Source organism: Erwinia piriflorinigrans CFBP 5888 (genome assembly GCF_001050515.1).
GTDB classification, from domain to species: Bacteria; Pseudomonadota; Gammaproteobacteria; order Enterobacterales; family Enterobacteriaceae; genus Erwinia; species Erwinia piriflorinigrans.
Map to the genome: position 1 here is coordinate 354,638 of NZ_CAHS01000014.1, position 26,888 is coordinate 381,525.

The 26,888-nt window shown below is 50.7% G+C and carries 24 protein-coding genes; 13 read left to right on the forward strand and 11 right to left on the reverse strand.

The genetic code is table 11. The features are described from left to right. Positions 1 to 40: 40 nt before the first annotated feature. The 5 genes from fliE (at position 41) to EPIR_RS07825 (ending at position 6,054) form a co-directional block, all read left to right on the forward strand. On the forward strand, positions 41 to 352 hold the full coding sequence (gene fliE, locus EPIR_RS07805; RefSeq protein WP_023654795.1) for a flagellar hook-basal body complex protein FliE: 312 nt from the start codon (positions 41 to 43) through the stop codon (positions 350 to 352). 951 nt (positions 353 to 1,303) lie between these two features. Beyond that, entirely contained in the window at positions 1,304 to 2,260 is a 957-nt protein-coding gene (locus EPIR_RS07810) for a chemotaxis protein (RefSeq protein WP_023654797.1), read from the forward strand. 262 nt (positions 2,261 to 2,522) lie between these two features. Then, on the forward strand, positions 2,523 to 2,711 hold the full coding sequence (locus tag EPIR_RS07815) for a hypothetical protein (RefSeq protein ID WP_023654798.1): 189 nt from the start codon (positions 2,523 to 2,525) through the stop codon (positions 2,709 to 2,711). A gap of 775 nt (positions 2,712 to 3,486) precedes the next feature. After that, positions 3,487 to 3,858, forward strand: a complete 372-nt coding sequence (locus tag EPIR_RS07820) for an antiterminator Q family protein (RefSeq protein ID WP_023654799.1) — start codon at positions 3,487 to 3,489, stop codon at positions 3,856 to 3,858. A gap of 447 nt (positions 3,859 to 4,305) precedes the next feature. Continuing rightward, positions 4,306 to 6,054: a glycosyl hydrolase family 28-related protein gene (locus EPIR_RS07825; protein WP_023654800.1), complete on the forward strand. Its 1,749-nt coding sequence runs from the start codon at positions 4,306 to 4,308 to the stop codon at positions 6,052 to 6,054. Between the two features lie 316 nt (positions 6,055 to 6,370). On the opposite strand, the gene EPIR_RS07830 is transcribed toward EPIR_RS07825, so the two are convergent. Further along, positions 6,371 to 7,765: a GGDEF domain-containing protein gene (locus EPIR_RS07830; protein ID WP_023654802.1), complete on the reverse strand. Its 1,395-nt coding sequence runs from the start codon at positions 7,763 to 7,765 to the stop codon at positions 6,371 to 6,373. 584 nt (positions 7,766 to 8,349) lie between these two features. Between EPIR_RS07830 and lolC the strand changes: the two genes are divergently transcribed. From lolC to cobB, 5 genes are read left to right on the forward strand one after another with little or no spacing between them, the layout of a single operon-like run. Next, on the forward strand, positions 8,350 to 9,549 hold the full coding sequence (gene lolC, locus EPIR_RS07835; RefSeq protein ID WP_023654803.1) for a lipoprotein-releasing ABC transporter permease subunit LolC: 1,200 nt from the start codon (positions 8,350 to 8,352) through the stop codon (positions 9,547 to 9,549). After that, positions 9,542 to 10,246 carry a lipoprotein-releasing ABC transporter ATP-binding protein LolD gene (gene lolD / locus EPIR_RS07840; protein ID WP_023654804.1) on the forward strand — a complete coding sequence of 235 codons (705 nt, stop codon included), beginning with the start codon at positions 9,542 to 9,544 and terminating at the stop codon, positions 10,244 to 10,246. Before lolC ends, lolD begins: the two co-directional genes overlap by 8 nt. Then, positions 10,246 to 11,490 carry a lipoprotein-releasing ABC transporter permease subunit LolE gene (lolE, locus tag EPIR_RS07845; RefSeq protein WP_023654805.1) on the forward strand — a complete coding sequence of 415 codons (1,245 nt, stop codon included), beginning with the start codon at positions 10,246 to 10,248 and terminating at the stop codon, positions 11,488 to 11,490. Before lolD ends, lolE begins: the two co-directional genes overlap by 1 nt. A gap of 14 nt (positions 11,491 to 11,504) precedes the next feature. Next, positions 11,505 to 12,416, forward strand: coding sequence for an N-acetylglucosamine kinase (gene nagK, locus EPIR_RS07850; protein WP_023654806.1), 912 nt, complete (start codon positions 11,505 to 11,507; stop codon positions 12,414 to 12,416). 11 nt (positions 12,417 to 12,427) lie between these two features. After that, positions 12,428 to 13,339: a Sir2 family NAD+-dependent deacetylase gene (gene cobB / locus EPIR_RS07855; protein ID WP_023654807.1), complete on the forward strand. Its 912-nt coding sequence runs from the start codon at positions 12,428 to 12,430 to the stop codon at positions 13,337 to 13,339. Here the strand turns inward: cobB and EPIR_RS07860 are convergent. Beyond that, positions 13,289 to 14,461: a benzoate/H(+) symporter BenE family transporter gene (locus EPIR_RS07860; protein WP_023654808.1), complete on the reverse strand. Its 1,173-nt coding sequence runs from the start codon at positions 14,459 to 14,461 to the stop codon at positions 13,289 to 13,291. The two genes, cobB and EPIR_RS07860, sit on opposite strands and share 51 nt — an antisense overlap. A gap of 107 nt (positions 14,462 to 14,568) precedes the next feature. Here EPIR_RS07860 and EPIR_RS07865 point away from each other — a divergent pair, with 107 nt between their 5' ends. Continuing rightward, entirely contained in the window at positions 14,569 to 15,129 is a 561-nt protein-coding gene (locus EPIR_RS07865) for a helix-turn-helix domain-containing protein (RefSeq protein ID WP_023654809.1), read from the forward strand. Positions 15,130 to 15,261: 132 nt separating this feature from the next. On the opposite strand, the gene EPIR_RS07870 is transcribed toward EPIR_RS07865, so the two are convergent. The 8 genes from EPIR_RS07870 to rluE form a co-directional block, all read right to left on the reverse strand. Then, on the reverse strand, positions 15,262 to 16,389 hold the full coding sequence (locus EPIR_RS07870; protein WP_023654810.1) for a ribosomal protein uL16 3-hydroxylase: 1,128 nt from the start codon (positions 16,387 to 16,389) through the stop codon (positions 15,262 to 15,264). 238 nt (positions 16,390 to 16,627) lie between these two features. Next, positions 16,628 to 18,073: a two-component system sensor histidine kinase PhoQ gene (phoQ, locus tag EPIR_RS07875; RefSeq protein WP_023654811.1), complete on the reverse strand. Its 1,446-nt coding sequence runs from the start codon at positions 18,071 to 18,073 to the stop codon at positions 16,628 to 16,630. Between the two features lie 4 nt (positions 18,074 to 18,077). After that, on the reverse strand, positions 18,078 to 18,746 hold the full coding sequence (gene phoP, locus EPIR_RS07880; RefSeq protein ID WP_023654812.1) for a two-component system response regulator PhoP: 669 nt from the start codon (positions 18,744 to 18,746) through the stop codon (positions 18,078 to 18,080). Positions 18,747 to 18,868: 122 nt separating this feature from the next. Continuing rightward, on the reverse strand, positions 18,869 to 20,239 hold the full coding sequence (purB, locus tag EPIR_RS07885; protein WP_023654813.1) for an adenylosuccinate lyase: 1,371 nt from the start codon (positions 20,237 to 20,239) through the stop codon (positions 18,869 to 18,871). 28 nt (positions 20,240 to 20,267) lie between these two features. Further along, on the reverse strand, positions 20,268 to 20,912 hold the full coding sequence (gene hflD, locus EPIR_RS07890; RefSeq protein WP_023654814.1) for a high frequency lysogenization protein HflD: 645 nt from the start codon (positions 20,910 to 20,912) through the stop codon (positions 20,268 to 20,270). A gap of 25 nt (positions 20,913 to 20,937) precedes the next feature. After that, positions 20,938 to 22,050, reverse strand: coding sequence for a tRNA 2-thiouridine(34) synthase MnmA (mnmA, locus tag EPIR_RS07895; RefSeq protein WP_157037508.1), 1,113 nt, complete (start codon positions 22,048 to 22,050; stop codon positions 20,938 to 20,940). Between the two features lie 106 nt (positions 22,051 to 22,156). After that, positions 22,157 to 22,633, reverse strand: a complete 477-nt coding sequence (locus tag EPIR_RS07900; protein ID WP_023654816.1) for an NUDIX domain-containing protein — start codon at positions 22,631 to 22,633, stop codon at positions 22,157 to 22,159. Positions 22,634 to 22,680: 47 nt separating this feature from the next. Next, positions 22,681 to 23,337 carry a 23S rRNA pseudouridine(2457) synthase RluE gene (rluE, locus tag EPIR_RS07905; protein ID WP_023654817.1) on the reverse strand — a complete coding sequence of 219 codons (657 nt, stop codon included), beginning with the start codon at positions 23,335 to 23,337 and terminating at the stop codon, positions 22,681 to 22,683. A gap of 102 nt (positions 23,338 to 23,439) precedes the next feature. Between rluE and icd the strand changes: the two genes are divergently transcribed. Both icd and EPIR_RS19045 read left to right on the forward strand, forming a co-directional pair. Next, entirely contained in the window at positions 23,440 to 24,690 is a 1,251-nt protein-coding gene (gene icd / locus EPIR_RS07910; RefSeq protein WP_023654818.1) for an NADP-dependent isocitrate dehydrogenase, read from the forward strand. 289 nt (positions 24,691 to 24,979) lie between these two features. Beyond that, positions 24,980 to 25,045 (forward strand): hypothetical protein, encoded by a 66-nt coding sequence (locus EPIR_RS19045; RefSeq protein WP_240987355.1) that lies wholly within the window; start codon positions 24,980 to 24,982, stop codon positions 25,043 to 25,045. Between the two features lie 441 nt (positions 25,046 to 25,486). Here the strand turns inward: EPIR_RS19045 and EPIR_RS07920 are convergent, their stop codons facing one another. Beyond that, positions 25,487 to 26,485 carry a hypothetical protein gene (locus EPIR_RS07920; protein ID WP_023654821.1) on the reverse strand — a complete coding sequence of 333 codons (999 nt, stop codon included), beginning with the start codon at positions 26,483 to 26,485 and terminating at the stop codon, positions 25,487 to 25,489. Positions 26,486 to 26,888: the final 403 nt, after the last annotated feature.

Consider the following 26,888-nt stretch of genomic DNA (forward strand, 5'->3'; position numbering starts at 1 on the left):
CGCCACTTACCATAAATTTGGCATCCATCCGGGAGTAATCATGGCGATTCAGGGTATTGAGAGTGTGATGCAGGCAATGCAGACGGCAGCTCTCCAGGCAAGTGGCAGCAAGACTGACAGTGCCTCTTCGGCTGATTTCGGCGCAGAAATGAAAGCGGCGCTGAATAAGATAAGCGAAACACAGACCGCTGCCCGCAACCAGGCGCAGGAGTTTGAAATGGGGAAAGAAGGGATCTCACTGAATGACGTGATGGTTGACCTTCAGAAATCCAGTGTCTCTATGCAGATGGGGATTCAGGTGCGTAACAAGCTGGTCAGTGCCTATAGCGATATCATGAATATGCAGGTTTGATTGCTATAACACGAGAAATTGATGTCAAAAATGCCCTGTTTTGTTGTTATGGGGCATCAGTGAGGGGTATTACCTCTATCGCTTTCCCTACTCTCTGCCCGACACCGAAACGGTCGAGCTGCTAGCGTCCCGCCTAATCTCCCACTTTCATCAAGTCGTGTTGTCTTTGACTGGCGATAATGTCACTCAAAGCGCACGCTGTCATTTATCATCACAAAGCGATAGTTGAGCGGCCAAAAAACAGGATATGCGGTGACATAGCGCGTGATGATTCACCTCCGAAACATTTACGCCAGTGTGGTTCAGCGACTCCTTCAAGAAGGTGAGATCATTAGGTGAAGGGCGTGTATTTTTTAAACAGAATCATGATGCCAAGCCTGCAATATTAATTAATAGTTTTTATGAGGTTTTTCTCGTTTTTTGTTGCATGTTTACCGGTAACACTCTATGTTTTCATTAGGTTATTAACCATGTTAAAAGCGAGGTGTTAGCGATGATAAAAGCTAAAGTTATTAATTATATTGAATTATTTGTCATTTTACTCATTGTGGCCGTTGGCGTTTATCTCTTCAGCTCCGGTGTGCTGTCAGCCTTTGGTTGGGATCACAGTTGGCCACAACCACAGCGGTAAGCGAATTGCTCACGCCAGGGAAACTAACATCATAATAAATAATGATTTTTATATCGCCTCCTAGTCAGTTCTTTGCTTGGGTTCGAATGAAAGAGAATAGCCACTCAAGCATAAATGAATAACGGCTCAACGCTGTTGACTACCGATGATTGCCAGTTCGAAGGAGAGAGCTTTTCACTGGTTGCATCTCTGCCCGATTGACTGACCCCGCCAAATTTCCTCTGTATTTTTTTTCACTATTGCCGATAACAATCAAAACGATGCCTGATAGCGTTTTGCCACGTCAGTTGACAATAATGAATAATGAACTTGAGGTAGACATGGATAACTTCCAGAAAGAGATTGATGAGAGAGCGAATCTCGCCCTATCTAACAAATTTGAACTCTTGTTATTCCGTCTGGGGGCTGCTTATCAGGATGAACAGCCTGAATTATTCGGCATTAACGTGTTTAAACTGCGTGAAATCGTACCGATGACGAATATTACCCGTGCGGCCGGCATGAAGTCCCCATTGCTCGGCATGGCGAATATTCGCGGTCAGCTGATCCCCGTCATCGATCTGCCTGCGGTAGCGGGTTGTACCCCCGCGACCGGGCTTAACCTGTTGCTGGTGACTGAATATGCGCGCAGTACCCAGGCGTTCGCCGTGGAGTCAGTAGAGGATATTGTCAGACTTGACTGGAACCAGGTACGTGCCGCTGAATCTGGCGTCAGTACGCGTAATATCACCAGCATCGCCTGCCTGGATGATCAAAATAAAATGGCGATGGTGTTGGATGTTGAGCAGATCCTGCACGATATCATTCCCTCGGTGCGAGAAGTTAAAGAAGGCGATATTGATGCGAAGACATTCAGGCTGCGTCCTGATGCGGTCGCGATTGTTGCGGAAGACTCCAAAGTCGCACGCCAGATGCTTGAGCAAGGGCTGAAAGTGATGGGGATCCCGACGTTGATGTATAATACAGGCTTGGAAGCATGGGTGAAAATCAAACAAATGTATCAGGAAGCGCAGGCCGAAGGGGTTTCTATCCATGACAAAATTGGTTTAGTATTAACCGATCTTGAAATGCCTGAAATGGATGGCTTCACCCTGACGCGCAATATTAAAAGCGATCCGAATCTTAAACATATTCCGGTAGTCATCCACTCTTCACTCTCTGGCAGTGCCAACGAAGATCATGTGCGTAAAGTTGGAGCCAACGGATATGTGGCAAAATTTGAAATTAAACAGCTCTCTGCGGTCATTTCCAGGGTTCTGGAAGATGCAGCGGTTTAGGAGCAAGCTGAGCGGGGAGCCTTCTAAGGAGACTCGCAACGTGCTCTGCCAGGCGAGTCTTAACAAAGTACTTGGCTGTTCATTATCTCATTAAACATTAGAATAATTAACTTACATCTGCGCAGGAAAATCCTAAAATATAACTTGTCATATCTAACAGGGAGACTGGAACGTGTCAGTGAGAGAAACGTCCAGAAAGTTATACTGGGAATCTGCGCGAGAGTTGAACTTTCTTACTGACTAATGTTCATTAACAGATTTTATGGATAAAAAAATCAACGTTGCTGACAACCCGACTGACAGCCTTTCATCTTCACAAAATGATGTGGAGCAAGACAAAGGATCAGAAGTACCCAATCTGGAAGGTTGGGAGCTGACCTCTGAACAACGTAAATTTATTGAGTCTTTGCAAAAGAATAAGCTTGATAGCGATAGTGAAAGTGATTGTTAAACCCGACAGGCTGCCCTTTGCGGCCTGTTTTTAATGCTATCATGCGACAATCTAAATTGAATTAGCTGTTAAAACAATTAGTTAACTTTATTGCTAACCTGACAATTCGCCGTTTATTTATCATTATGATATTCTTAATTATCCCTCCGGTAGGATCCTCTTCAGACTTGCCACACTTTTCAGTATCTATTGATTTAGATTCGTTCACTCGTTCAATAATATATTTTTTCCGTTGAAAAAGTAAATTATATAATGCTTTTTTATTCCCTTTGGTAAGTTTTGTTTTATTTTTGTGAGGGATGTGCGGCTATAAATGAGTGGATGCTTTGCGAAATATCTCAACTTTATGTTTTTTAGCTCGTTATTTTGAAGTGGTTATAAGTGATTGATGCTTTTTGCTATAAATATCACCCGCTATAGCTTTAACTATTACAGGGTGCTATACAGGGGAAATTAAAGCGCGTGCGCAGATGAAAGTATCCGGTGTCAGGGATACTGACCAGATACAATTATCTTCAGTTAACTGCCTGGTCACAGTAAGCGTATTTGAAACACCGAGTAGGCGATTTATTGGCGGAGATTAATCCTTTTCTTCTGTTATTAGCCTGCACAGATTAGTCACTGACAATCGTACTGCCTACAACAACGCTCCTGCTTTTGTCTTGTCAGCTTTTAAGCGTCCTGTCGGTCGATCCAGTGTACAAATGAGTGGGTTTTGTCAGAGGGCCAGCCAGAGGTGTTGACGCCTGCATCAAAATTTAGCAAGGAGCAACCTATGCGAGATATCAAAGTATTATTGAGGAGATGGGGAGGCTGGGCTGCATTAGGAGAACGCAGGCTCGGATATGCCCCCGTAGCCTCTGGTTTCAGAGGATTAATTACCCATCATGCCAGCAGCAGGCTTGAGTGTAGCGATGATGATGGCATCATCCTTGATAGCTGTATTAGTCGGTTGGCGAAGGTATCTAAAGAACAACATGATATTGTAGTTGCCCACTATCTCTACCAGATCTCTCTGCGTTCCATTGCCCGTCGGCGACGCTGCGCGGACGGTACTATTCGTAGGAAAATTCAGACAGCAGAAGGCTTTATCTGCGGGGTGTTAACTGCTTTGGAGAGTGAGCTTGAATGCGAAAATTCTGGATGATTGATTCTCCTTATCAAAATTTCATGCGTTGATTTAGCAATTATTCGTCTCATATGCTGATGCGTACGCAATTTCCGTTATACGCTATTAATATCGATTTTCTAACATCCCGGCGCGGGTTCTTAATTTATCTCACTTTTCATAAGACTCGCAGTCCTTGTGGTAAGAAAGGAACTGACGGAACATCGATGTAAGCGTACGCAATAGAAAGACATAGTATTTTTATTTAGGAATGATGCAGATTATCTGGGTGGTATAGACATGTTGATATTTTTTGTTGATATCTGTGTAGTGCTGTGGACCCGGTAAGGGTCTTGTTTAAATGCAGATGCCTTAGAATTTAACGCACCACATAAGGTGCCATACCACTTGAGATGAATTAACCCAATCCATCTAATTTATCCTTAATAAGGCGCTGCGCAGGCGTGCAATGTCCTGGAGGTTATTATGATCGAAGTTAACTCTTTCGCTAAATTACGCATCACCGCGCCCACTAAATCGGGTGAGGTCGCGTTTTTAACAGGTTATTACGATGATGTTGCCAGCTTCCGTGGCGGCGGTGATTTTGTCGGATTGGCGACATCTGTGCTACCTGTCGACGACGGCGGTACATTGGCCGTGGGGGAGGGTTTTTACTGGAAGCGCGTGAATGATAGCGTAGAAGAGCTGAATATCTTCCACTTTGGGGCAAGAGGTGACGGTGTCACTGATGATAGTATGGCATTTAAATTGATGTTGAGTTGGGCGTTAAGCGTCAATGAAAATGGTAAAAATATGGGGGTGCGTTTTCCTGCGGGTCATTTTTTGATTCACCCCGTTGATGTCTCTGCCAGTGAAATGCGATTGTTCTATCTGTGTGGTGACGACGATTCACTGGGCGTTGTACCACTGACTACCATTATCTCTGACATGTCGGTCAAACCCGTGTTTAAGGTTCAGGCCAGACGCGCGGTCATTAAAGGAATTAGCTGGGACGGCCGTGCCTGTGCCGATACCGTCACAAACCGGGGGGCCATATCGGCCGAGATGTGTAGCAACCAACAACCTTTTTTTGAAAATATCACCGCCGGAGGTGAGGTTACTCAGGTTAGCTGTTTTCGTGCCCAGAACAACGGTGGAACGGTTTTTAAATTACTTGATACTTTTGATACCTGCTTTGATCGGATTTATACCAATAACACCTACGCCCGGATTTTCGATGTCGGCTGGTCTGGCAGCGCAAACGGTGCCTGGGATCACTCAACCGCGATAGAATTGTCGAATGCAAACTTCCAGCATGGCTACGGCGACGCGACCTTGATGATGCCGCGTGTCACTCAGGGGATCATGCGCAATGTCTGGATCGAACATACCCGTTTTCCGGGTGACCTGAACAATGGCCAGTGGCTGATGGATGCACTGAGTTTGGAAGACTGCGCTAATCCTTTGATTCTCGACAATGCGCGCGTACAAATCCGGCAGCTAAATCTTCAATCGGGTGGTTCGGTGAGTTTGAACAGCACCACTGACCGCTGGCTGTCCCGTTTTGAAACCGGCTGGCGGCGGGATGAAAGTTTTGGCACACAAATGACGGGCACATTGCGAGTGGGGTGGCACAGCGGTTATCGAATAACCAATATTTCTGCCAGCGATAAGTGGTACAAGCTGGGAAAAATATTTATGCCGAAAGAAAATCAACAGTGGATTGTTGAGATGACAGGAAAACTGACCAATGAAGAAATAAGCGGGGTCGCTGGCAATCCCGTGACGGCAATGTCTTCAGGCACCAGCTTTCTCGCTATTTCACGCTGCGCTAAGGCGATTTACGGCGATATCCGCCACTACGGATTACCGGCGGTACTCGATATTAAATACAACCGCATCGGTACGACGACATCGGAAATCTGGGTTAAATTGAAAGCCAACAGTGGAGACACTTTGTTTAATTTGTCATCAACCGGGCCCACACGCTTTGAGTCTGGAGTATGTTCATTATTCACCCCCGATCTGGATGAGGTTGAGGATCTGACTACCATAGGAACGGTATCGCCGGCAGCGCGTGTCAGCTTTCATAATGGCCTGGCAGGCGTAGGGGCGAATGAGCAAGGGGTACTGACAATAGCCACCGCCACAGCAAGTGTACCAATCGATCTGACACCCAGCGGTTATATGACGGTGAATATCAACGGAACCGATAGGAAAATTGCCTATTATTGAATCAAGGCGTAAAGGCTGCGGTGAGTGTTAATGATAATATCTGGCGCGGCTTTAATGAAGAAGATGAGCGTTTTCCCAGACGTTAAATCCACACCGGCACTTGCCTCGCCCTGGTGAGGGGATCGGGTTGGTCAATTCGATTATTGCTTATGATTCTATACATTCCGATCTGGTTATCCGCTGTCAGGTAATGCGTGTGAATTTATGCACGCATTACCTATTCAGCTGGTCAGTGATATGCGTAACATCCAGGCGTAATAGGTCTATGGGCGTAAATTATGTCGGGAGCCATCGGCACGCGCACAGGTTGCTATCGTTACAAGACAAATTCTGGTCTCACCTGATTACGGCCGCTGCTTTTGGCAATGTAAAGCTGTTCATCGGCGCGCATAATCGACTCGTCGAGGCTATTCACGTTACTGATGTTCAGTGAGCTAATGCCAATGCTGACCGTTACACTTAAATCAGCTCCATTAAATAAAACTTTATTATTTTCAATATTTTGACGCAATCTATTAGCCAGAAGTAACGAGCGCGGTTGTGCAATCCCTTCGATTAAAATCAGGAACTCCTCTCCGCCCATACGGCAAATCAATGCCGACTGCGGTAATCCCTCACGTAAACACTCTGCGGTTTTAGCCAAAACATAGTCTCCTGCCGCATGGCCCCATGTGTCATTGATATCTTTAAAACGGTCAATATCGATCACCAGCGCCGCGCCGAAAAAAAACGGTTGCCTGTTGCGTCCCTTGACCAGTGAATCCAGTTTTGCTGAAAGACCGCTACGGGTCAGTGCGCCGGTTAAAAAGTCGTAATCAGCACGTCGGGTAATGCGTGCCACCAGCTTTTTATTTGAGATGGTACTCAGGCTGACAATGAGTGGGCTGATTAGCATGGCAGCCACGCCGAGGCGCGCAGATGACAGGCTGTCGATGCGAAACAGGTAATCTTTACCCTGAATACTGAGCTCGTTGCCCGCGACCAAAATAATTTCGCTGATACCGGTTAACATCGTCAGGATGCAGGTGATAAACAGCGGATAGCTGATGGCGCACCACAGTAATGCCGGCAGGGGAAATAGCAGGCTACCGCCCCCTCCAAGCCAGATCGCGCTGGCGATAGTCACCAGCAATGACAAAAGAGGAAGAAGGCTGCTGTCGCGAAGCGCTGCGGCGAGCTGGGGGAGTTGGTCACGGCGCGGCAGGCTGATGACCAGTGGCAGCAGCAAAATTGAGGTCGACATCTGTTCTGAAAACCACGAGGACCAGGCCTGTAACAGCTCATCATTGAAATAACGCCGGCTGACAAAAGCGCCAACCAGCGCACAGGCTGTCGCCCCGCACAGCGATGCGGGAAATAGGTGCAACAGAGCTTGCAGACGACGTGGACGAGTGCGGTTGAAGTGCCTGGTGAGCAGTACCCAGCGCGCGGTGGCAATAAAAACGATATTGGCGGCGTTGAGTCCCAGCGCGATTATCAAGTCGGTGCCATAGCGGAGGTCTGCACATAACATGCCGAAAAAGAGCACCAGCAGGTTGCCAAGTGTGTCCAGAGAGGTAAATCGGATCAGTAGCCCCAGCAACACGGCATTACAGGGCCAGAATAGCGACAGCGAGGCAATATCCCGTGACTCAAGGCCGACCGTCGACAGCAGCATGGCAAGAGTGAATAAAATGATGGCCCGACTCAGGTTATAAGTGTTCTTTGGCATCTTTCAGGCTCATGACGGTGAAAACAAGTCGCTCACGTGACGGTCGGGTCTAAAGCTGGTTGCGTGCCTGGCCAAAGAACGATATCAGTAAAACGGAAGAAAATTAAACCCTTAAAGGACACATGGTGCCCGGCTGCAAGCAATTTATAGACTTTTTGCTTAATGACAAGAGGCGCCGTTTACGTGTTGCCCTCACTAAGAGCCATCAGGTGACTGGGTTCTCATCCGTTATGCAGTCAGGACCTTGATGTGCAGCAACATATAGCGCAAAAAATCATGGCGAGCGAATAAAAGAACCCGTTATCCGCTTGTTTGTGATATTTCCAGATTAACCTTATTGTGGCAGGCGGTTTTTTATAGAGTGCGTTTATCGCCAGTTTGCCATACCGGGGCAGTTTTAACACGGTATGAGCTTGGGCTGCATGTCGTATGAGCGCAACAGGGAGGATTTTTACAGTTTCACAGGAAATTTTTTAGCCGCTGGTGAAACAATGTTCATAGTCAGGGGCTTAGTGGTTCCATAACGCGGTGCTAACCTTTATCATTCCTGCAACTGTTTACTGCCATTACAAAAGACGGAAGCCATGTACCAACCTGTCGCCTTATTTATTGGCCTGCGCTATATGCGTGGGCATGGCTCAGACCGCTTCGGGCGGTTTGTCTCCTGGCTTTCGGCCATCGGTATTACGCTGGGCGTTATGGCGCTGGTAACCGTATTGTCGGTCATGAACGGCATGGAACACCAGCTGGAGAAAAATACGCTGGGCCTGATGCCACAGGCTTTGATCACCAGCGAGTCGGGATCCATTGACCCCCGGCAGACGCCTGCCAGTAGCCTGCATTTGTCCGGCGTGAGTCACATTACGCCATTGTCTACCGGTGAAGTGGTGATGCAGAGCGCCGGCAGCGTAGGTGTCGGCGTGATGTTGGGGATCAACCCTGATGAAGCCGATCCGCTTACGCCTTATTTAGTGAACGTGAAGCAGCAGCAGCTGCGGTCAGGGCAGTATAATGTGATTGTTGGCGAACAGCTGGCTGGCCAGCTCGGGCTGAAGACGGGGGAACAGGTGCGCCTGATGGTGCCTTCCGCCAGCCAGTTTACGCCAATGGGGCGCATTCCCAGCCAGCGTCTGTTTACCGTGATCGGGACTTTCTCTGCTAACAGCGACGTTGACGGTTATCAGGTCCTCGTAAATCAGCAGGATGCCTCACGTCTGCTGCGCTACCCGTCGGGCAATATTACCGGCTGGCGTCTGTGGCTGGATAAACCGTTACAGGTTGACAGCACCAGCCAACAGATATTGCCAAAATCTCTGGTGTGGAAAGACTGGCGTGAGCGCAAAGGCGAGCTTTTCCAGGCGGTTAAAATGGAAAAAAATATGATGGGGCTGCTGCTCAGCCTGATTGTTGCTGTGGCTGCCTTCAATATTGTGACTTCTCTCGGCCTGCTCATTATGGAGAAGCAGGGGGAAGTGGCCATTTTGCAAACTCAGGGCCTGACGCGTCTGCAAATCGTCGCGCTATTTATGGTACAAGGTGCGACGGCGGGTATTGTGGGTTCGCTGCTTGGCGCTCTGCTGGGTATGCTGCTTGCCAGCCAGCTCGATAATTTAATGCCGGTGTTAGGCGCTTTCCTTGATGGGGGGGCATTGCCGGTTGAGATCTCCTTGACCCAGGTCGCCACTATTACCGCTACTGCCATTGTAGTGGCACTGCTTTCGACACTTTATCCATCCTGGCGCGCGGCCGCCGTTCAACCCGCTGAGGCTTTACGTTATGAGTAACAATATCCTGTTGCAGTGCGACAACCTGTGTAAGCGCTATCAGGAAGGCAGCGTGCAGACTGACGTTCTGCGCAATGTGACTTTCAACGTACAGCCGGGCGAGATGACGGCAATCGTCGGCAGTTCCGGCTCGGGTAAAAGTACCCTGATGCATTTGCTGGGCGGGTTGGATACGCCAACTTCAGGAGATGTCCTGTTTGATGGCGAATCACTGAATGCCATGTCCTCTGCGGCGAAAGCCGCATTGCGCAACCGTGAGCTGGGCTTTATCTACCAGTTCCATCATCTGCTGCCCGACTTCAGCGCATTGGAAAATGTGGCTATGCCGCTGCTGATCGCCAAAACGGTTAAGGCGCAGGCGCAGGAGCGCGCGGCGCTAATGCTGAAAGCGGTCGGTCTTGAACACCGCGCGGCGCATCGCCCGTCCGAACTCTCCGGGGGAGAGCGCCAGCGCGTGGCAATAGCCCGCGCGCTGGTCAATAATCCGCGCCTGGTATTGGCCGATGAACCAACCGGGAATCTTGATGCCCGTAATGCTGATGCCATATTCGATCTGTTAAATGAACTGAATCAGAAGCAGGGTACGGCCTTTCTGGTTGTCACTCACGATCTGCATCTGGCTAAACGTCTGCGTCGTCAGATGGAGATGCGTGACGGCCAACTAAGTGAACAAATGAGCCAGGCAGGTCGTTTCTAATGGCGGGTTCTCTTTCACTATTGCTTGGCCTGCGCTTCAGCCGTGGCCGCAGGCGCGGTGGCATGGTGTCGCTGATATCAGTGATCTCCACCGTGGGGATCGCGTTGGGCGTCGCCGTGCTTATCATCGGCCTTAGCGCAATGAACGGCTTTGAGCGTGAACTCAACCATCGCATTCTGGCGGTGGTTCCTCACGGTGAAATCGAACCGGTCAATCAGCCGTTTACCGGTTGGCAGGCGCTGCTGCCGAAGATCGCCCAGGTTCCGGGCGTGGCGGCAGCGGCACCCTATATCAATTTTACCGGACTGATTGAAAGCGGCAGTAAGCTACAGGCCGTTCAGGTGAAAGGCGTTGATCCACAGCTGGAAGGCCGCCTTAGCGCGCTGCCATCCTATGTGCAGGGAAATGCCTGGCAAAGTTTCGCGCCGGGCAAACAACAGATCCTTCTGGGGCAGGGGGTGGCTGACAGCCTGAAGCTCAAACAGGGGGACTGGCTGACCGTAATGATCCCTAACAGCGATGCCGGACACAAACTGTTGCAGCCTAAGCGCGTGCGTCTACAGGTGGCCGGGGTGCTTAAACTCAGCGGCATGCTCGATCACAGTCTGGCGCTGATACCGCTGGATGATGCCCAACAGCTGTTGGGCATGGGGCAAAACGTAACGGGTATTGCCATCAAGGCGAGCGATCCGTTTAACGCTGCGGCCCTGGTACGTCAGGCGGGCGAGGTGACCCATTCATACGTCTATATCCGAAGCTGGATAGGTACTTACGGTTACATGTACCGCGATATCCAGATGATCCGCGCCATTATGTATCTGGCGATGGTGCTGGTGATCGGTGTCGCCTGTTTTAATATCGTCTCCACGCTGGTGATGGCGGTAAAAGATAAGAGCAGTGATATTGCGGTGCTGCGCACGTTGGGCGCTAAAGATGGCCTGATCCGCGCTATTTTTGTCTGGTACGGGCTACTTGCCGGGCTGGTGGGTAGTGTGAGCGGCGTGGTGGTCGGAGTGCTGGCTGCCCTCAATTTGACGGCTGTCATTCATGCGATTGAAGCGGTAACGGGTTACCATTTCCTTTCAGGTGATATCTATTTTATCGATTTTCTTCCCTCGGAACTGCACTGGAGTGATGTCGCTATCGTATTGCTAACGTCACTGCTGCTCAGCCTGTTAGCAAGCTGGTATCCGGCTCGTCGTGCCAGCCGCATCGATCCGGCCCGGGTGCTTAGCGGCCAGTAAGGTCAGGGGGCTGTATGTATTACGGTTTTGATATGGGTGGCAGTAAGATCGCTTTGGGTGTGTATAACGCACAGCGCCAGCTTATTTGGCAACGTCGCGTTGCCACGCCTAAGGATGACTATGCGCAGTTGCTGGCGGCGATCGACACGCTGACGCAGCAGGCTGATGACTTTTGCGGCATGCGGGGCAGCGTGGGCATTGGCGTGCCGGGGCTGCCGATAGCGGATGACGGTACGCTTTTTACCGCCAATATTCCGGCGGTAAGGGGACGCACGCTACAGGCCGATCTCAGCGTTCGGCTGGGCCGGGAAGTGCGCATTGATAATGACGCCAACTGTTTTGCCCTCTCCGAAGCCTGGGATGACGAATTTCTGCACTATCCGGTGGTACTGGGGATGATTCTCGGCACGGGCGTGGGGGGAGGGCTGATTGTTGATGGTAAACCGGTTACCGGGCGTAATCATGTGGTCGGTGAACTAGGTCACATGCGCCTGCCGGTAGACGCATTGCGTGTACTCGGCCGTGATATTCCGCTGCTGCCCTGTGGTTGTGGTCAGTATGGCTGCATTGAGGGCTATCTTTCAGGGAGCGGATTTTCCTGGTTGTGGCACCATTTTTATCAGCAGACACACAGTGCGCCGGAGATCATCAGTCGCTATTATGAGGGAGATGCTGACGCGCTTGCACACACTGAACGCTATTGTGAGCTGCTAGCCGTCTGTCTGGGGAATATTCTGACGCTGCTGGACCCGCACCTGGTGGTGCTGGGCGGCGGTTTGTCCAATTTTGATGCGTTGTATGACGGCCTGGCAGAGCGAGTGAGCGCTCATCTGTTACCGGTTGCCCGGCCACCGCGCTTTGCCAAGGCGCGTCATGGAGATGCAGGAGGAATGCGCGGTGCCGCATTCCTGCACCTAAAGTTTTAGAGGATTTAATCATGCGCACACCACGCCGCCGTTTAAGACTGGCACGCTACAAAAAGACCCGACGCCAGGTACATCAGCGTTTTCGTCAGCGCATTTTTGAACGTGACCGTAATATTGAGATTGCCCGTTATCCGCTACCGCGTATTGTCGTACTGACCGGAGCGGGTATTTCCGCCGAGTCGGGTATCAAGACGTTTCGCGCTGAAGATGGACTGTGGGAAGACCACCGGGTAGAAGATGTGGCGACGCCGGAAGGCTTTGCCCGCAACCCGCAGCAGGTGCAGGAGTTCTATAATCAGCGCCGCCGTCAGCTACAACAATCAGAGGTTCAGCCGAACGCCGCACATATGGCGCTGGCAGAACTTGAGGCGGCGCTGGGTGACCGTTTTCTGCTGGTGACGCAGAATATCGATAATCTTCACGAGCGAGCAGGTAACCGTAACGTTATCCATATGCACGGGGAATTGCTCAAGGTACGTTGTGCCCATAGTGGTCAAATTCTGCATTGGAACGAAGACGTCAAACCCGACGAACGCTGTCACTGCTGCCAGTTCCCGTCGGCACTTCGTCCACATATCGTGTGGTTTGGCGAAATGCCATTACAGATGGACGAGATTTATACGGCGATTGCCGCAGCGGATTATTTCGTGGCCATCGGCACATCTGGTCATGTCTATCCCGCAGCAGGCTTTGTGCATGAGGCTCGTTTGCAGGGTGCTCATACCGTAGAGCTTAATTTGGAACCCAGCCAGGTTGGCAGCGAATTCGAGCAGAAACAGTACGGTTTGGCGAGTCAAGTGGTGCCTGAATGGGTGCATAACGTGCTGAAAATGATCGCCCGACCGATTACGCTGAATGACAGCGAACCCTTGTCAGCGTTTGCGCAGCGTAAGGATCAGGTGGGCGATAACTCCCCCGATTAATCCCCAGAATGCTGAACCTATTCCCAGCAGGGTGATGCCAGAGGCGGTGATCAGAAAAGCGATCGCCGCTGCATCGCGCTGCTGTTCATCGCTCAGCGATCGCAGCAGGCTCCCGGAAATAGTGCCGAGCAATGCCAGACCAGCGATGGTATGAATTAATGCCAGCGGCAGTGCATCAAACAGCCCGACAATTGCCCCACCAAATATTCCCGCCAGCAGATAAAAGACCCCGGCTGTGGCTGTTGCCCAATAGCGGCGTTGGGGATCTTTGTGCACATCTTCTCCCATACAGATAGCAGCGGTGATGGCGGCAATACAGACGCTAAATCCGCCGAACGGGGCGAGCAGCAGGGCGGTCAGGCCGGTCCAGGCAATAAGTGGTGACACAGGCAGTGAATAGCCGTGCGCCCTCAGAGCGGCTATTCCAGGGGCGTTTTGAGAGGTCATTGTCACGACGAAGAACGGGATGCCAATTCCCAACAAGGAAGACAAGCTGAAGTGTGGGGCAATAAACTCCGGGATTACCATGCTTGGCGTGTGGACCACATTGACATTGCCCTGCAAAACAGCCACCACCAACCCGGCCAGCAGGCTATAGACGATAGCATAACGCGATGACCAGCGGCGTGCCAGTATCCAAACCAGACACATGATGCCGCTAAGGGCAAGATTAATTTGCAGAGCCGTGAAGGCATTAATGCCGAAGTGCAGCAGAATACCGGCCAGCATTGCGCTGGTAATGGACTGCGGGATAGCGTTCATCATGCGGGCGAAAAGTCCGGTGATGCCACAAATTAGGATCAGGGCGGAGGCGAAGACAAACACGGCAATGGCTTCATTAAGTGGGGTGCCCGGTAGACCGGTGACCAGTAGAGCCGCTCCCGGTGTTGACCAGGCGGTGAGTACCGGGGCGCGATACCACAGCGATAGCCCCAGCGTGGTGGCACCCATTGCCAGCCCGAGAATCGTTATCCAGCCTCCGGTCTGCGCTGCGCTGGCTCCTGCCGCCGCTGCTGCCTGAAAGATAATCGCCGCTGAGCTGGTGTAGCTAACAAGCACGGCAACCAGCCCCGCGACAACAGCCGGTAAGGTCGGGGGGTAAAGAGGTTGGGGTGAACGCATAAACGGTTCCTCGGGTGATAACCTGGACGCTATAACGCACAACGTAGCATTGTGCGTTATAGCGCACAAGTGGTTATACTCGTCGCAGGCATATTGGAGAAATCGACGTGAATAGTCTGCAAGAGCATTTGGCTAAAACCCTGAGGGCGCAGCGCGCGGCGCGCGGCTGGAGCCTGGCTCATGCCGCGCAAATAACCGGTGTGAGTAAGGCAATGCTTGGGCAAATTGAACGCGCGGAGTCCAGCCCAACGGTTGCCACACTCTGGAAGATCGCCAGCGGCTTTAACGTGCCATTTACGTCTTTTATCGCAGCTGATAATGGCGATCCTTGCGCGCCGCGCTGTCACCGTTATTTGCAGGTATTTCATCAGGAGAACAAGGCCATGCAGGTCGTACCGTTATTCCCTTTTGATGCAGAAACAGGCTGCGAAGTACTGGTTATTGAGATGTCACCGGGAGCATTTAGTCGGTCCAGTGCGCATGAGCCGGGGGTGATTGAACACGCAATTGTGATTACCGGGGAGCTGGAAATTGCAGTCGATGGAGACTGGCAGCGGCTTAAAGAGGGGGAGGCGTTGCGCTTTTATGCGGACAGGCCACACAGCTATCGTAATCCGGGCAAAAATTTACTCTGCTTTCACGATATTATTCATTATCCACGCCGCTGATAGCGTATTTATCTCGCCGGAAATGATCGGAAAAGCGTTATCAGCCTTAGAGCGGTTTGCGACAAAAGGGGCGGGTGTATGATGCTCTCGGCGCGAACGACCATGAGTAACGATCGTTCGCGATGATCACGTTTATTCTTCGTCAGAAAAATACCAGTAGCCACTGTTTACCAGCGCTGCCAGCTGTGCAAGAAACGCGGGGTCATCAAGTGCTTCACCCAGCTGTTCGTGGCCCAGTGTCAGTTGGTTAGCCAGTACGGTCAGGGCGGAGCGATGTGGCGATTCCAGCTGTTCACCATTGATGAATATCGCCTCGCCAATAGAGACGACTCGCAAACCACCCAGACGCGACAGTTCGCTGCCCTGCTGCAACGCATCGTAAATTTCATCCGGTTGATACGGGGGTTCCGGCGGTGCAACATCCAGCTCATGGCGTGATTGCGAAATAAACTCGCCAAACCACTGATTGAAATGCTGGGGCTGATTCATTACCTCCAACATCATCGTGCGAATACCATTCAGTTCAGTGGGAAGTATCTCAGCATTGTTTTCACGCATTTGAACATCCGGATCGCTAAAACGATGGCTACCCAGTTCGCGTGCCAGCACATAATCGGCGAAGCCGCTGATTAACTCACGTCCGCTAGGCGCTCGGAAACCAACCGAGTAGTTAATGGCGTTTTCCAGCGAATAGCCTTCATGGGGGAAGCCAGGCGGAATATAGAGAATGTCCCCAGGCTCCATTTCTTCGTCAATGATGGCATCGAAAGGTTCGACCTGTAACAAATCTGGATGTGGGCAGTGCTGTTTCATCTCCATTTTTTCACCTACGCGCCAGCGACGACGACCCGTTCCCTGGACGATAAATACGTCATACTGGTCGAAGTGTGGGCCTACGCCGCCGCCAGGGACCGAGAAGGACACCATCAGATCGTCAACACGCCAGTCCGGGATGGCTCGGAATGGCTGCATTAGCGCGGCTGAAGGCTCATGCCAGTGATTTACCGCCTGCACCAGCAGCGACCAGTTATTTTCACCAAGATGGTCATAGCTCTCAAACGGCCCGTGCCCAACCTGCCACTTTCCGCCTTGATGGCTAACCAGACGGCTATCCACTTCGTTTTCCATGGCCAGTCCAGCCAGTTCGTCAGGGGAAATGGGGTCGATGAAGTTTTTAAAGCCGCGTTTAAGCACTACCGGGCGTTTCTGCCAGTAGCGCTGAATAAAGTCGGGCCAGTTGAGATCAAGCTGATAATCCATGATGGTTTCCTGAAACGCCAAAGTGGATCGATTATAACAGTGTCGAGCTGCTGCTGGGTACTGTCGCGGTCATACTTCAGGATGAGTATGCGTTGCACGAGTGCCGCTGCCGCATTAGCAAGCCCTGATCTGGGGGGCTTCGGTGAGAGCAACGGTGCTGTTTTAAAAATGCGTTGCATTTTTAAAACAGCAGGTCGAATTTTCAGGACAAATCAAGCGAAGATCTCGAGCTGGGAGGCTACTGGCGCTGAAAAATAACTTCCATGCGTGCGCCGCCAAGTGTGCTGGTACTGGCGCTTATATCCCCTGCATATTGTTCGAGAATATCACGCGCCAGCGACAGACCGAGACCTTGACCCGGGCGCATCGTATCAGCACGCTGACCACGTATAAATATCAGATCGCGCTTGTTTTCCGGGATACCCGGCCCATCATCGTCAACATAGATGCGTAACGAATTTTCTGTCTGTTGCACGCTGACTTCGACAAACTCCAGGCAATATTTACAGGCGTTATCCAGCACATTGCCCATAACCTCCATAAAATCGTTCTGCTCACCGACAAAAATGACCTCCGGTGAAATATCAAGGGTTAATACCACGCCCTTACGCTGGTACACCTTGTTTAGCGCCGAGGTCAGGCTGTCGAGCAGGGCCGGAACTGAGTGCATGTCGCGTTTTAACGCATGGTGATCTGCCTGCATGCTGGCGCGATGCAAATAATATCCGATCTGCTGGGAAATACGGCTGATCTGCTCCAGCATTATCGGTTCAGCCTGTTGTATGGAGAGGGTACGCCCGCCGCGCAGCGAACGTAGCGTGCTCTGTAACACCGCCAGCGGTGTTTTCAGGCTGTGTGCTAAATCGCTTAGGGTGGTTCGGTAGCGGGTGTAGCGTTGGCGTTCATTGTCCAGCAACAGGTTTAAATTACGTACCAGCCCTTTCAGTTCTTGCGGCGTTGACGGATCGAGCGTCTCACGATTGCCGCCTTCAAGCTCACGTACCTGCGCGGCCAGCGCACCGATCGGGCGCAGGCTCCAGTGCGCAGCAAGCCATAAGAGTGGAATGATCAGCAGCAGATTAGCCAGCAGTACATAGCTAAACCATGACCAGACCACGTCGGAATGTTGCAACTCCTGCGGTATGGAGTCGACGACCACGATGGTAAGTTTTGGCAAGGTAAGCGTTGCATCATAGCGATTGACCGCGACAGAATGAGTGAATGTATCATTACCGTCATCGTCGTAGTCGGTCATTTTTTGCTGTGCGCCCTGATCATCGCCCAACACTTCGCGACTGGTATGATTGTTGGTATCAATCTCGTAGAAATCTGATTTGTTTAGCCATTCACGCTGAATTTTCGAGCGGATATCCGGTACATCTCGCTGCTGCCACAGCAGTTTGCCGTGATCGTCATAAATAAATACCAGAGCGGGAAAGTTAAGCGTCATGCGTTCAGGTTGAACGATAGTGAGCTTATCATCCTGCCATTTAGCCAGCGTGAAAAAAAGATTGCTTTCACTGCGCAGCACGCGATAGGTATTTTTATCGAAGCTCACCACATAACCGACCACCGCAACCATGCCGTAAGAGAGTGACATGGTCAGGACAACAGCTGCGGTGGCAAGAAGAAAACGAATGCGTAAAGAGAACGGTTTTTTACTCAGCAGGCTGAAATTAAGCATATATTTAGAGGTCGAAGCGGTAGCCCAGACCGCGCACCGTAGTAATCACTTCCTGCGCGTATTCAGCCTGAATCTTTTTGCGCAGGCGTCCCATCAACACATCAATGGTATGGCTTTCACGCAGTTCAGCATCGGGATAAAGTTGCAGCATCAATGAATCCTTACTCACTACTTTTCCGGCATTGCGAATCAGCGTTTCAATAATGGTGTATTCGAAAGCTGTTAACTTTATCTGGCGTTCATGAATAGTCACTTCCCGGCGCGACAGATCTATCTGGAAAGGTTGAAGCGTAATAATTTGTGAGGCCAGGCCGGAGTTACGGCGCATTAACGCTTGCAGACGGGCGACCACTTCCTCAATGTGAAATGGCTTGGTTACGTAGTCGTCGGCACCCGCCTCCAGTGCTTCAACTTTCGCCTGCCAGCCGTCACGAGCGGTCAGCACCAGAATAGGCTGTCGCACTTCCTGCGTTCGCCAGCGGCGGATCAAGGTCATACCATCTTCATCAGGTAAGCCCAGATCGACGAGCGTAATATCCGGGCTGTGTTCATTCAGGAAGTAGTCAGCTTCTTTAGCATCTTCAGCTGCATCGACCTGATGGCCCATCTCACGCAGCTGCACCGCCAAATGATGACGAAGCAGTGGATTATCTTCCACGACTAACACACGCATAGCTAAATCCTTAAAATGATGAACTGCCAGATATCGGCAGCACAGATTGGAAAAAGTATAGCGGAAAGCAAATAAACCGCACCTTAACATGGGCTGGCTTGCACCAGCCCTGTCAGGAGGCATTACTGCATATCATCAACCATCTGAATGGCGCGGCCAAGATAGTTTGCGGGAGTCATTTGCTTCAGGCGCACTTTTTCTTCTTCTGGCAGTGCCAGGCCGTCGATAAAGGCTTTCATGCCCTCTGCATCAACGCGCTTACCACGAGTCAGCTCTTTCAGCTTTTCATAAGGCTTCTCGATGCCATAACGGCGCATAACCGTCTGGATTGGCTCCGCTAAAACTTCCCAGTTATTGTCCAGCTCGTCCAGCAGACGGGCACGGTTAACCTCAAGTTTTGACACGCCTTTCAGGGTTGCCTGATAGGCTATCAGCGCGTAACCCACACCCACCCCGAGGTTACGTAACACGGTTGAATCGGTCAGGTCACGCTGCCAGCGGGACACGGGCAATTTGCTTGCCAGATGTTGCATCACCGCATTAGCCAGTCCGAGGTTGCCTTCAGAGTTCTCGAAGTCTATCGGATTCACCTTGTGGGGCATGGTGGAAGAACCTATTTCACCCGCTATCGTTTTTTGTTTGAAATGGTTTAGTGCGATGTAACCCCAAATATCGCGATCGAAGTCGATAAGGATGGTGTTAAAACGCGCCATGCAGTCAAACAGTTCGGCAATATAGTCGTGTGGCTCAATCTGCGTGGTGTATGGGTTCCAGGTCACGCCCAGTGAGGTAACGAACTCTTCGCTGAGCTGGTGCCAGTCGACTTCCGGGTAGGCAGCGATATGAGCATTATAATTTCCCACGGCACCATTGATTTTACCCAATACCTCAATGCGTTCCAGCTGACGTAACTGACGTTCGAAGCGGTACGCCACGTTCGCCATTTCCTTGCCCAACGTAGACGGGGTCGCCGGCTGGCCATGAGTGCGAGAAAGCAGCGGGATGTCACGATACTGCAACGCCAGATCTTTCACCGCCGCAATGATCTTTTTCCAGTAAGGCACAATCACTTCGCGGCGCGCGGCTTCGAGCATCAACGCGTGCGACAAATTATTAATGTCTTCAGAGGTGCAGGCGAAGTGAATAAACTCAGTAACGGCGTGCAGGGCAGGAACCGATGCGACTTTCTCTTTCAGAAAGTACTCCACCGCTTTCACATCGTGATTCGTCGTGCGTTCAATGGTTTTGATACGAGCGGCATCTTCTTCACTGAAAGTACTGACAATAGTATCGAGGAAAGCGTTTGCGTCGAGGTCAAAAGCCGGAACTTCCTTGATCTCTGCGCAGGCCGCCAGTTTTTGTAACCAGCGAACTTCGACCTCAACGCGATACTTCAGCAGGCCAAATTCGCTGAAAATAGCACGCAGTGGGCTAACTTTGTCGCCATAACGGCCATCGACAGGTGAAATGGCGGTCAGAGAGGATAATTCCATTGTAGCTGCTCCAGGATAGATTAAAAAATCAGGTTGGGGTCCCGTCAAGGCGCGCAAGTATCGACTTGGCTTCATTAACTAAACGGTTTCGGGAAAGCATCAGCTGCAGACGGCCACCGCCAACCTGCTGCCATAACACGGCCGCACGGATACCCGCCAGCAGTGTTGCACGTACTTTGTTTTGTATTTGGGTATTTTGCAGGATTGCCGGGGAGCCGGTGACCTGAATACGAGGGCCTAACGGGCTTATCAGTTCAACATAAATACTGGCCATGGCACTTAGCAGCGTATCGGATGCCAGCTCATAATGCGCCAGCTGCCGATCCAGTTGCTCAATGCGGCTGGACAGATTGTCCAGCGCGGTTTTGCTGGCGTTGAGCTTGCGTTCCAGCACCATAATACTCAGGGTGTAGCGAGTCAGCTCTGCGCTCAGCCCCTGACGGCTGCTGCTATTCAACACCGCTATCAGCGTTTCCAGACCAAACTGCAAATTCTTTTCCTGATTTCCAAACACCGCCAAGGTTGAGGGCGGGTTCAGATCCAGAAGGCTGCTTAACGATGTTTTCAGCACATCTTGCGGGCACTGCCCCTGGTGAGCGAGCTGCTGAACGAGGTGTGCTGATTGACAGATACCTGCCAGCGCCAGGGTAATATCATAATAGTTTTTCGCCACGGTGATCGACTCCCGGCTCGTTAAGTTATGCGTTAGTTAACGACAGACGTTGTTCAATAATTCCGCCACCGAGACAGACTTCATCAAGGTAAAACACGGCAGACTGCCCCGGCGTAACGGCTGCCACCGGATGATCAAAACGCACTTCAATGCGTTCAGCATCAATAGGGGTCACTGTGCAGGGGATATCTTCCTGGCGATAGCGGGTTTTAACCGTGCAACGCAACGGGGCGGTCAGCACATTTCTGTCAACCCAGTGCAGCTGCTGGGCGATCAGGCCTGTCGACATCAGGCGAGGGTGCTCGTGGCCCTGCGCGACAATCAACACATTACTGGCCACGTCTTTATCTACCACGTACCATGGATCGTCGTTAGCTTCTTTTCTTCCACCAATACCTAAGCCTTTACGCTGGCCCAGAGTGTGGTACATCAGGCCCTGATGCTGTCCCACGTTATCCCCGTCTACGGAGAGGATCGGCCCAGGCTGTGCCGGTAAATAGCGTGAAAGGAACTCGGTGAACTTGCGTTCGCCGATAAAACAGATGCCGGTAGAGTCTTTTTTCTTTGCGGTTACCAGATCCAGCTGTTCGGCAATGCGGCGTACTTCGGGTTTGGCAAGCTCACCGACCGGAAACAGGCTTTGCGCGATTTGTTCATGGCCGAGCGTGTAGAGAAAGTAACTCTGGTCTTTATTACCGTCCAGACCACGCAGCAGGCGGCTTTTGCCCTCCACATCCTGTCGGCGCACGTAGTGACCGGTGGCGATATAATCTGCCCCTAAATCTTCCGCCGCGAACTCCAGGAAGGCTTTAAACTTTATTTCTTTATTGCAAAGAATATCGGGGTTTGGGGTACGGCCGGCTTTGTACTCAGCGAGGAAGAGTTCGAAAACATTATCCCAGTATTCGGCGGCAAAATTGACCGTATGAAGATAGATGCCGAGTTTGTCGCATACGGCCTGCGCATCGGCCAGATCTTCTGCTGCGGTGCAATACTCTTCACCATCATCCTCCTCCCAGTTTTTCATAAACAGGCCTTCAACCTGATAACCCTGTTGCTGTAGCAACCAGGCCGAAACGGAGGAGTCAACGCCGCCGGACATGCCGACGATCACTTTTTTCTGGCTATTAGACATCATATTCCTGACTTTAAAGTTTTTACCCGTCATTTTTTAAGCAATCAGCTAAAACATGCCGGGTACCAGGAGTCGTTAAAGGCGACTCTGATAAAATTGCGCACGCATTCTACCATGTGGCGGCGGCGTGCGCACTCTCGCTAAACGGCCATTGAAAGGCGCTGAGAATTTCCAGCGGGTAGCGCACGCCGTGCTGATAAATATGCAGGCTTTCTGCTACCAGCGGTGAGCGTAGCTTTTTTGACGCAATAATATCTTGTGCAGTGAGCCACCAACAGCGATCAATATCGCGATCCTGCGGAGATGTTTCGACCACTTTTGGCAGATCAAGAGCGAACAGGAATCGCAGAAAAGGCGTATTGTCTGGAGCTATCCACTGATGCAGGCGCAAAAATGCCTGGGGAACGGCTTCAATACCCGTTTCTTCCGATAATTCTCGTACCGCCGCCTGCAAAAGGGTTTCATCTGCTTCCAAATGGCCCGCTGGTTGATTCCAGGTGGTTCGCCCACGTACGCGCTCTTCTACCACAAGAAACTGCCCTTCAGCTTGTACGACGGTAGCAACGGTGACATGCGGTTTGAACATCATTCCCTCTCTTCGGTGAATACGCGCGGTATAGCGCTGTTTAAAAGCTAGATCTCGTTACTGATATCACGCCACTCACCGGGCGCCAGCGCCTGTAGTTGTAAATTTCCCATTGAGAATCGGATTAAGCGTAGGGTCGGAAAACCGATGTGGGCGGTCATACGTCTTACCTGGCGGTTACGTCCTTCGTAAAGCGTTATCTTTAGCCAGCTGGTGGGAATAGCTTTGCGTTCACGAATAGGCGGTTGACGATCCCACAACCACTCTGGGGCTGCCACTTTTTCTACCCCTGCTGGTAGGGTAGGGCCATCTTTCAGATTGACCCCATCGCGCAGTGGTTGCAGGTCGTTTTCCTGCGGGCAGCCTTCAACCTGTACAAAATAGACTTTCCCGGTGCGTTTGCCCGGCTGTGTGAGCCGCGCCTGAAGCGCACCGTCATTGGTTAATATCATCAGACCTTCGCTGTCACGGTCAAGCCTGCCTGCGGCATAAATACCCGACTGTGGAATGAAATCTTTTAGCGTGCGGCGACCGGCTTCATCGCTGAATTGAGGTAGCACATCAAAGGGTTTGTTAAAGAGCACCACGCAACGCGGGCCTTTATCCGCTGGCTTGGCGGCATAACGCTGATGGATGCGCTTAGAATGATGATGGATAAAGGAAGTTTTTCGCATAGTCTTTGCACTCTGGGTCAATAGGCGCATTATACCGCAAACCCGAGATGATTGGCGTGAAGGCAATATTCGAGTAGTATTGACGCGCATCTTACAAGTCATTAACAAAAAAAGCGCTCGAAGGAGAGGTTAATGGAAAGCAAAGTAGTTGTTCCGGCGGAAGGTCAGAAAATCACCCTGGATCAGGGAAAACTCAACGTACCTAACAATCCAATTATCCCGTTTATTGAAGGTGATGGTATTGGCGTTGACGTGTCTCCGGTGATGATCAAAGTTGTTGACGCCGCCGTGCAGAAAGCTTACAGCGGTGAGCGTAAAATTTCCTGGATGGAAATTTACACCGGTGAGAAGTCAGTAGAGCTTTATGGCCAGGACGTATGGCTACCAGAAGAAACCCTCGACCTGATCAAAGAATATCGCGTTGCCATTAAGGGCCCGCTGACCACCCCGGTAGGCGGCGGTATTCGTTCGCTGAATGTTGCCCTGCGCCAGCAGTTAGATCTGTATGTCTGCCTGCGTCCTGTTCGTTACTACACCGGCACGCCAAGCCCGGTAAAACGCCCGGAAGATACTGATATGGTGATCTTCCGTGAGAATGCCGAAGATATCTATGCGGGTATCGAATGGAAAGCGGGTACGCCAGAAGCAGATAAAGTGATCAAGTTCCTGCGTGACGAAATGGGCGTGAATAAGATTCGTTTCCCGGAGCAGTGCGGCATCGGTGTTAAGCCTTGCTCGGAAGCTGGTACTAAACGTCTGGTTCGCGCAGCCATTGAATACGCTATCACCAACGACCGTGATTCCGTAACCCTGGTTCACAAAGGCAATATCATGAAGTTCACCGAAGGCGCTTTCAAAGACTGGGGTTACCAGTTGGCGAAGGAAGAGTTTGGCGGTGAGCCGATCGATGGTGGTCCATGGCAGACGATTAAGAACCCGAACACCGGTAAAAAAATCGTGATCAAAGACGTCATTGCTGATGCTTTCCTGCAACAGATTCTTCTGCGTCCTGCTGAGTATGATGTAATTGCCTGTATGAATCTGAATGGTGACTACATTTCGGATGCGCTGGCTGCACAGGTTGGCGGTATTGGTATTGCACCGGGGGCTAACATCGGTGACGAATGTGCACTGTTCGAAGCGACTCATGGCACTGCGCCTAAATATGCTGGTCAGGATAAGGTGAACCCAGGTTCTGTGATCCTGTCGGCAGAAATGATGCTGCGTCATATGGGCTGGTTCGAAGCGGCTGACCTGATTGTTAAAGGCATGGAAGGGGCAATCGCCGCTAAAACCGTGACCTATGACTTCGAGCGTCTGATGGACGGCGCTAAGCTGTTGAAATCGTCAGAGTTTGGCGATGCAATGATTAAGCATATGTAAGTATGTTTAGGGGGGGGGGTTTGCTCTCCCCGCCATAGTTGACAACTGGCTTTAGCTCTTCTTCGAAATCCCTGCAAAACCCCACTGCAAAACCGATTAAAAAACAACCAGACTATATAGCTACAACAATCCAATCTTTACCACGACTGAGTTGGCTGTTTTGCCATTAATGCCGGGTTTAAGGGTCTGCTACCTGAAAACTCTGTAGGTATAGGTTGCACCGATCATCAATGCATGCGAGCGACGCAAGTTGAAGCTGTCTGAGGGGATAATTAGGATAAAGTTTCAGATGGCAGAAAGGTTTATTGAGGGCTGTCTGTCGCTGTTGGATGTTGAGCTGGAGATAGACAGTTAATCTAATCAAGGAAGAATAGCCCACCTTGTGGGCTTTCAACGTTACGTAACGACCATTTTTATCAGGGTCATTACAACAAAAATCATATATAAAATCATTACTGCAATTGACATGCAGTAATAAGTATCGATCCACTTTGTGAGGTTTACGTCAACACGTCTCAGAAAATTGGAAATATCAAGGTGCTCTTTGGGTTGAAAGATTATTTTTTTACCTTTTTTAATCCTTGAAAAAAAGTAAGCCATCCCAAAAGACCCAAAGAAACCCATTGAAGCGTAAAATTTATACAGGGGAGGGAGTTCAAATTCGTTACCATGATACATGGATAACAAAGTGTTATATTTTCTGTTATTGATAGAAAAAAAAATGAACTGTATAACAATGATGAAGAAAGGAACGATAGCAAATGCAAGTCCGGTGTAATAAATAATATTTTTCATGCTATTTTGACCAAGCATCCATAATGTAATCGCTTGCAGAACTGGCAGCAGTTCCGCCGATTAATGAACCCACTGCGGCGCATGCAACACCACCTGCACCAGCGGTTACCATGCCTACCGCAACGCAAACGCCCATACCTGCAGCTGCACCCAGAGTACCTCCAGCTATGCCAGTAACTGTACCGGTTGCGAATTTAGCATATTCCTTAAAAGCTATATTCCCACATTCACCTTCACGCCCTTTGGTGCAGGCATCCGCAACATCATTAGTCGTTCCGGCAAAAGCGAACCCAATGCCGATATATCCTCCGTACTTGAGAAAGCGTGCGGCTTTTGCGGCATTGCCGACATAGGTTGAATAACCCGGTATGCCAGTCACACCTGCCGTTGACCATTCATGCACAATAGAACGACTGGAGAGATTTAACGCCCTGCGCATATCTTCGTAAGGTCTGAATTTCACGGAATGGCGGGCAAGGGATTTGACCAGCGGCTTGTTGACCAGCTCTTTTAGTTGATTCAGTAGCTGATTGCGCTCAACAAAAAACTGTTGGCCGATAAGCGTGCCCTGTGTACGGAACTGGTTCTGATAGCTGACTTCGATTTTCTTCAGGGTCTGCTCAATGGCAGAAAAGTATTTTTCGCCCACGTCCCCTGCCGTGCCAAAAATTTTATCACCAGCGCTGGTCAGTCCGGCAATCATGCCGTAGTGCTTTTGAAGAAAGCCGGCATCCTCTGTACTGACGCCGATAAGGGCGTTATTGGTATTTTGTTTTGCCAGCCTGAGCTTGTGCAGCATCTGCGTAGTGACCGGTGCAGTCGTATCCGGATCGGCAACTATCAATATCTGACCCGGCTTCAGCCACTGGGTATCGGCATTGAGTTTCATAAACAGGCTGGCGGCAGGGGAACGGATATCCCTGAACAGCTCCCGTGCCTGGAAATCAAGGTTCCCGGGGCGCTCCACAACACAGTAACCTGGGGCAATCTGACGTGCCATGCATCCGTTCTCCGTTTGAGTCTGAGCAAAAGCGTGGCATCAGCTGACATGATGCGCAGTTATAAAAAGCAGTTGTACAGCAATAGTAAATAATTCTACTGCGTTACGCAAAAAGTGTTGTAACGGGTTAAGAGTGGTGACAACTATGCCGCCCTTTGTAAGATTGACGGGCGAGCCGAGACCTGCCGCTTCAGCGCTAAAGCATAAAAAGTACAGTCGACCTATACACGGGAATCGGGTGCTGTGAACGTCCGTAGCCGCCCGGTCATATAGATTACTTCTGTCACTAAGTCATTTATAAAATTGATGGAATGCCATAAAAGCGCATAAAGAGCCTGTGTTCAAGTCTTTCCACGCAAAAATAACTTATGCCGTAGTGGGTGACCGTTTCATGATTCGTTGT